The following is a 6,471-nucleotide window of genomic DNA, read 5'->3' on the forward strand; positions in this document are numbered from 1 at the left end:
CCATGCACCCGTTGGTCCGAACTTTTTTCCTCAGTTTTTGAATGCCGAGTGTTTACGACCCTGGTCGCACAAGGCAAACACCACCACCAGCAGCGCGGAAATAGCGAGGATAATCACCACGCCATCGGTGGAGTGGGTCGCTGATGCTGCCACCATAGACAGTGCGCCCAGCGGGGCCAGGCCGCCCGCGATGGCGGTGCCGATTTCGCGCCCGGTACCGAAACCCGAAGAGCGGGTCTGGGTGGGGAACTGTCGGCTCAGGAACGAGCCCTGAGGTGCAAACATCATGGGCGCGAGGAGGCCGGTACCGACGCCGATGGCGATGTAGATCATCAGGTTTTCACCTGTGTTGAGCAGGGCCAGGAACGGGTAGGCGAACAGCAGCGAGAGCAACCCGCCCAGTATCAGCACGGTCTTGCTGCTCCACTTGTCGCACAGCCAGCCGAAGCAGGGCACGGCGACGATGGCAATCAGGCTGGCAATGGTCACCGACAGCGAGGTGACGTGGACATCCACGCCCTTGAACTGGGTCAGGTACGCCAGGGAGAAGGTCTTGAAGATGTAGCTCAGGGCGTTGTAGCCAATGGCCACGAAAAACACCACGGCCAGGCCCTTCAGGTCGTTCTTGAACAAGGCTTTGAGAGGCGACGCCTTGGCCTTGCTCGCTTCCTGGCTCAGTTCCTTGAACTGCGGGGTTTCCGGAATGCTGTTACGCACCCACAGGCCCACACCCACCAGGACGATGCTGCAGATGAACGGAATGCGCCAACCGCCGGCCAACAGGAACTCGTTGCCGTTGATCGTCAGCAGGTACACGGTGAGCGACGACAGCAACAAGCCGAGGTTCAGGCCCAGGGCCGGCCAGGCGCCCTGGCTGCCGCGTTTACCCTGCGCCGCGTGTTCATAGGAGGTGACCGCCGCCCCTGACAGCTCGGCGCCTGCGCCCAGGCCCTGGATGATGCGGATAAACACCAGCACGATCGGCGCCCAGATGCCGATGGAGGCATAGCTGGGAATCAGGCCGATCAGCGTGGTGCACACGCCCATCAGGCAGAAGGTCAGCACCAGCACTTGCTTGCGGCCGAACTTGTCGCCCAGGTAGCCAAACAGGATGCCGCCAAACGGGCGAGCGATGAAGCCGATGGCAAAGGTGGAGAAGGCCATCAGCGCGGCGGCTTTAGGGTCGCTGTTATCGAAGAAGATCTTCGAGAACACAATCGCCGCCATGGTGGCGTATAGGTAAAAGTCGTACCACTCCAGCATCGAGCCAAAGATGGTGGCGGCGGCGACTTTGCGCAGGCGCTTGCGGGTTTGTGCGGGCGTTTCGGTGCCGGGGATGGAGGCAGATGCCGTCATGCTGGACTTCCTTCTGGGTCTTTGTAGTTATTGTCAAATGGACGTGTATTGCAGGGGTTACTCGGGCTTGAACAGGCGGTCGGCGATCATGGCGCCGATTGGCATGGCTGACGTGGCGGCCGGCGAGGGCGCGTTGCAGACGTGGAGCATTCGTGGGGTCTGGGCGAACAGGAAGTCGTGCACCAGGCTGCCGTCGCGCATCACTGCCTGGGCGCGGATGCCGGCCTCGTAGGGCAGCAGGTCGTCGAGGGTCAGCGATGGGCAGTACTTGCGGCACTGCTCCAGGTAGCCGGACTTGAACAAGGAATTCTTCATCTCGGCGGTGCCTGAACCGAGGTTTTGCCAGAGGGTTTTCCAGAAACCGGGGAAGCTGGCGTACTGCGCCACGTCACGCCAGTTCACCGAGAACTTGCGGTAGTTCTCACGGCCCAGGCCCAGCACCGCATTGGGGCCGACGGTCACACTGCCGTCGATCATGCGCGTCAGGTGCACACCGAGGAACGGCAGCTCCGGGTCGGGAATCGGGTAGATCAGGTGGTTGACGATGTTGTTTTTCGCCGCCGGCAGACGAAAGTATTCGCCGCGAAACGGGATGATCTGGTGGTCGATCCTGACCCCGGCCAGGCGCGCCAGGCGGTCTGACTGCAAGCCTGCGCACACCACCAGATGGCGTGCTTGCCAGGTTTCGCCGCGGGTGCTGACGGTGACTTTGTCGCTGTCCTCGTGGATGGCCGTCACGGTGCGCTCCAGGCAGATCTCCCCCCCGCTGCGGCGGATGACCTGGGCCATGGTCTCGCATACCTGGCGGTAATCGACGATGCCGGTGGCGTCAAGAAACAGCCCCCCCAGGCCGACGATGTTCGGTTCGCGTTGGCGCAACTGGTCCGCGTCCAGGCGCTCGACCTTCATGCCATTGAGTTGGGCGCGGGCATACAAGGCTTCCATCCGCTGCATTTCCAACGGGCTGGACGCCACCAGCAGCTTGCCGCATACCTCGAACTTGATCCCGTGTTCGGTGCAGAACTGTTTGGTGGCTTCGGCGCCGCGCTTGCACAGGTCAGCCTTGAGGCTGCCCGACGCGTAGTAAATGCCTGCGTGGATCACGCCGCTGTTATGGCCGGTCTGGTGTTTGGCCAGCACGGGCTCTTTTTCCAGGATCACCAAAGACGCGCCGGGCTGGCGCTTGAGCAGCTCCATTGCCGTGGCCAGGCCGACGATGCCGCCGCCGATGATGCAAAAGTCGTGAATCATTGCGTGGGGGACCTCACAGTGCACATTTCAGTCTGCTTATCAGGTTGTCAGACTAATGTTTTTGTTAAAAAAATGGCGTGTCGAGGACACGCTATAAACGGGGTGGAATCGGTCAGTTGGTGGTGGGCAATTCCAGGCTCAGGCGCCCGGCCGCAGCGCGCAGGTGGGCCTCGGCACTGGCGGCGGCGCGTTGAGCGTCACCGTCGGCAATGGCTTGATAAAGCAACTGGTGTTCCTGGGTCGCATCCGCGGAGCCGGTGACAAAACGCGAGGCCGAGTTTTCCCAGGCTGTCTTGCGTGCGCTGGCCAACTGGCTGCGTAAAAAGTCATGGAAGGCCACGAAGTAGTCATTCTTGCTGGCGTCGGCGATGGCGCGGTGGAATTCCACATCGGCCAGGGCGGCTGCTTCGAAGTTGTCGCGATGCTCCTGCATGGCCTGCAAGGCGCGTTGCATGCGTTGCAGGTCGGCGTCGTCGCGGCGCCGGGCGGCAATTGCGGCGGCCTGGGTCTCGATCCACAGGCGCACCTCGAACATCTGCGCCAGGTCGGGAAGACGGCCATTCGGCTGCGGAAAACGGAACACCGTGCCGGCCGGGGTTTGCGAAATGAACGAGCCCAGCCCGCGGCGCGCGGTGATGACGCCGTCGGCCTTGAGCTGGGCGATGGCCTCGCGCACCACCGAGCGGCTGACGTTGAGTTGCTCCGCCAATTGCTGTTCGGTGGGCAAGCGCGATTCGGGCGGCAATTGGCCGGAATCGATTTCTGCGCGGATGGCGCTGACAACCCGTACGACAAGCGAATCGGGGCGCTGGAGCTCAAGCATGGGACAACCTTGGTAGTCAGGTTGTCAGACAATAGTCGTTACGATTTTATCTTGTCAACAGGTGAGCGCGGTCGACACCGCGCCACCCTGCAATCGCACAGGCCAGCAGCATGAGGCCGGCGGCGACGAAAAAGGTCGCATGCAGGCCCTCCGTCACCGATTGCACGGTCCCATGGACAACGTCGGGGGTCGCCCGCGCGAATACCGCGCCCAGGGCCGAGGCACCGAAGATCAGCCCGAGGTTGCGTGACAGGTTGAGCAGGCCCGAGACCGTACCGCGGCGCGCGCTTTCCACACCGCTCATCACTGCGGTGTTGTTGGCGGCCTGGAACAGGCTGTAGCCCGCCGTCAAAATCACCAGTGAGCCCAGGTAGGCGACCAGTCCCGACGCCAGTGACAGCAGCAGGGCGCCACCGAGCAGAGTGCCCAGCCCCGCGAGCGTCATGCGCTGGCTGCCCAGGCGGTCGGTGAGTTGGCCTGCCGGTACACCGGTGAGCGCTGCGACACAGGGGCCGACGGCCATGGCCAGGCCCATCGACTCAGGGGGCAGCCCCAGGCCAAGGGACAGGTAAAAAGGGCCGACCACAAAGGTCGCCATGATCACCGCGGCGACCAACGCACTCATCGCCAGGCCGGCACACAACGCCCCGGCTTTCAATGACGACCCTGCGCTGGCGGCTGGCCGCGCCCGTTGCTGATCAGCCGGCAAGTAGCGCCAGGCGAGGGCGGCCGCCAGTAACCCCAGGGGCGCACCCACCAGGAACAGGGCCTGCCAGCCCCACACGCTGAGCAACATGCCGCCGACGCTGGGGCCCATGGCCGTGCCCACCGCCGACATCGTGCCGAGCAAACCCATCGCGCGTCCGGTGCGTTCCGCGGGCACCGTATCGCCGACCAGGCCCAGGGTCATCGCCATCATGATCGCCGCGCCCAGCCCCTGCGCGACCCGCGCGGCAATCAACCCATGCAGGTCGGGCGCGACACCGCACAGCCCGCAGGCGAGCGCAAACAACAATAACCCGGCGAGCAACAACCGCTTGCGGCCCAGGCGATCGCCCAGGCGTCCGGCGCTGACAATCACCGCGGTGATCGCCATCAGGTAGGCCAGCACCACCCATTGCACGGCATGGAATGACGCATCGAACGTTTGCGCCAGGCGCGGCAGGCCGACATTGGCAATGCTGGTGCCAAGGGACGCGAGCAACATGGACAGGGACAGGCTGGTAAGACCGCCACGTGAGGAAGTGTGCATGGGAGATTCCTTGAATGAACGCAACTGTCACAAATCTACGGCGTGGCCTAACATGGCGGAAGACGCATGAGTTGCACTGAATACCTGCGTCAAACGCCTGATAGGAGCGCTGATGCCCGACCTCAACTTGCTGGTCACCCTGGATGTGCTGCTGGCCGAAGGCAGCGTCGCCCGCGCGGCCCAGCGCCTGGGCCTGAGCCCTTCGGCCATGAGCCGCGCCTTGGCGCGCCTGCGGCAAACCACGGGCGACCCGTTGCTGGTCCGCGCGGGCCGAAGCCTGGTGCCGACGCCACGGGCGCTGGAGTTGCGTGAACAGGTCGGCCGCCTGGTGCAGGACGCCCAGGCCGTGTTGCGCCCCGTGCAGTCCCTGGACATGGGCCAGGTGACACGTACGTTTACCTTGCGCACCAGCGAGGAGTTTGTTGAAAGCTTTGGCCCGGCGCTGCTGGCCCGTCTCGATCAGCAAGCCCCGGGTGTGCGCCTGCGCTTCGTCAACAAGACCGATAAAGACAACCTCTTGCTGCGCGAAGGCAGCGTCGACCTGGAAACCGGTGTGGTCGACCCCACCGCCAGCCCCGAAGTGCTGACCCAGACGCTGTTTCGCGATCGCCTGATCGGCGTGGTGCGCAGCGGTCATGCCCTCAGTCAGGGCGACGTCAGCGCCGCACGTTTTGCCCAGGGCCGCCATGTGTATGTGTCCCGGCGCGGTCAGGCGCGCGGCCAGATCGACGATGCCCTCGAAGCGCTGGGCCTGGCTCGGCAGATCACCAGCATCGTCGCCGGTTTTTCCACCGCGATTGCCCTGGCCCGCAGCACCGACCTGATCGCCGCCGTTCCCGAGCGCTACACCGCCGACCGGCGCGACCTGTTCTGTTTCCCACTGCCACTGGCGCTGCCGACGTTCACTGTCGCGATGCTCTGGCACCCCCGCCTGGACGCCGACCTGGCCCATCGCTGGTTGCGCAGCTGTTTGCGCGAGGTGTGTGCCCAGCAGGTACAATCCGCGCTGCCTTGACGTGAAACCCAGGAATTTGCATGTTCAGCCTTACCCGCTACACCGCGCCGTGCCCCGAGCCGATCAACAGCCAGATCCTGCAGATGGTGGTGGACAACCTCACCGACATCAGCAGTGTGGCACTGCCGCCGAGCAACCTGCTCTACACCATCTACCAGTACGCCATTGGCTTTGAGGTGCACCTGTACCTGGAGGCGTTGGGTGGATCGAAGGGGATTGCGGTCGAGCTGGTCGTGGCGATGGAAGACGAACAGGTGATTGGCTTTTGCCTGTATTTACCGATGAAAGATGACCCTCAAGCGTGTGGTATCGCGTTCATGGCGGTGCAAGCCGGTTTTCGGCGCCAGGGCGTGGCGCGCGGAATGCTTCAGGACGTGCTGGCGCGCTATCCCCATGCCGAACTGGCATGTGCGGTGGAGAAGGTACCGGTGTTCGAAGCCATGGGTTTTCAAGTGCGAGCCGCGCGTGACACCCAGGTGCTGATGAACACCCGCGGCTACGCCAGCGATGGGCTGATGGGCGTGCTGGATGTAGCGTCTATCTACAGCTCGCTGGAGGTGCGGCAGATCCATACCTACCTGCTGCAAAAGCACGGCAAGCGCGCGATGGTGGATGCCGAGAAACAGCGCGATCGGCACCTGGATCAACTGGCGCGCAAGGTCCAGTTGTTTGTTGCGGGGCGCTAGCCTGGGCCGGGTTGGCTATTTTTTGTGGCGAGCGGGTTTGCGCTAATGCCGTTCAGTTAAGCGTACATCGCCTTCTTTCTGTAGGAGC

The 6,471-nt window shown here is 63.6% G+C and carries 6 protein-coding genes; 2 read left to right on the forward strand and 4 right to left on the reverse strand.

The window, feature by feature from the left end:
• Nucleotides 1-30: 30 nt before the first annotated feature.
• From AC1Q6I_RS14420 to AC1Q6I_RS14435, 4 genes are all read right to left on the reverse strand, one after another.
• Nucleotides 31-1,356, reverse strand: coding sequence for an MFS transporter (locus AC1Q6I_RS14420; RefSeq protein WP_102624222.1), 1,326 nt, complete (start codon nucleotides 1,354-1,356; stop codon nucleotides 31-33).
• 57 nt (nucleotides 1,357-1,413) lie between these two features.
• Nucleotides 1,414-2,607 carry an L-2-hydroxyglutarate oxidase gene (lhgO, locus tag AC1Q6I_RS14425; RefSeq protein ID WP_102624221.1) on the reverse strand — a complete coding sequence of 398 codons (1,194 nt, stop codon included), beginning with the start codon at nucleotides 2,605-2,607 and terminating at the stop codon, nucleotides 1,414-1,416.
• 112 nt (nucleotides 2,608-2,719) lie between these two features.
• Complete coding sequence (locus AC1Q6I_RS14430) at nucleotides 2,720-3,430, reverse strand: FadR/GntR family transcriptional regulator (RefSeq protein WP_024075173.1); 711 nt, start codon at nucleotides 3,428-3,430, stop codon at nucleotides 2,720-2,722.
• Between the two features lie 46 nt (nucleotides 3,431-3,476).
• Nucleotides 3,477-4,682 (reverse strand): MFS transporter, encoded by a 1,206-nt coding sequence (locus AC1Q6I_RS14435; protein WP_102624220.1) that lies wholly within the window; start codon nucleotides 4,680-4,682, stop codon nucleotides 3,477-3,479.
• A gap of 112 nt (nucleotides 4,683-4,794) precedes the next feature.
• Between AC1Q6I_RS14435 and AC1Q6I_RS14440 the strand changes: the two genes are divergently transcribed.
• On the forward strand, nucleotides 4,795-5,697 hold the full coding sequence (locus AC1Q6I_RS14440) for a LysR family transcriptional regulator (protein ID WP_102624219.1): 903 nt from the start codon (nucleotides 4,795-4,797) through the stop codon (nucleotides 5,695-5,697).
• 20 nt (nucleotides 5,698-5,717) lie between these two features.
• Complete coding sequence (locus tag AC1Q6I_RS14445) at nucleotides 5,718-6,383, forward strand: GNAT family N-acetyltransferase (protein WP_024075176.1); 666 nt, start codon at nucleotides 5,718-5,720, stop codon at nucleotides 6,381-6,383.
• Nucleotides 6,384-6,471: the final 88 nt, after the last annotated feature.

The sequence above is a fragment of the Pseudomonas sp. MPR-R2A5 genome, from assembly GCF_058793055.1.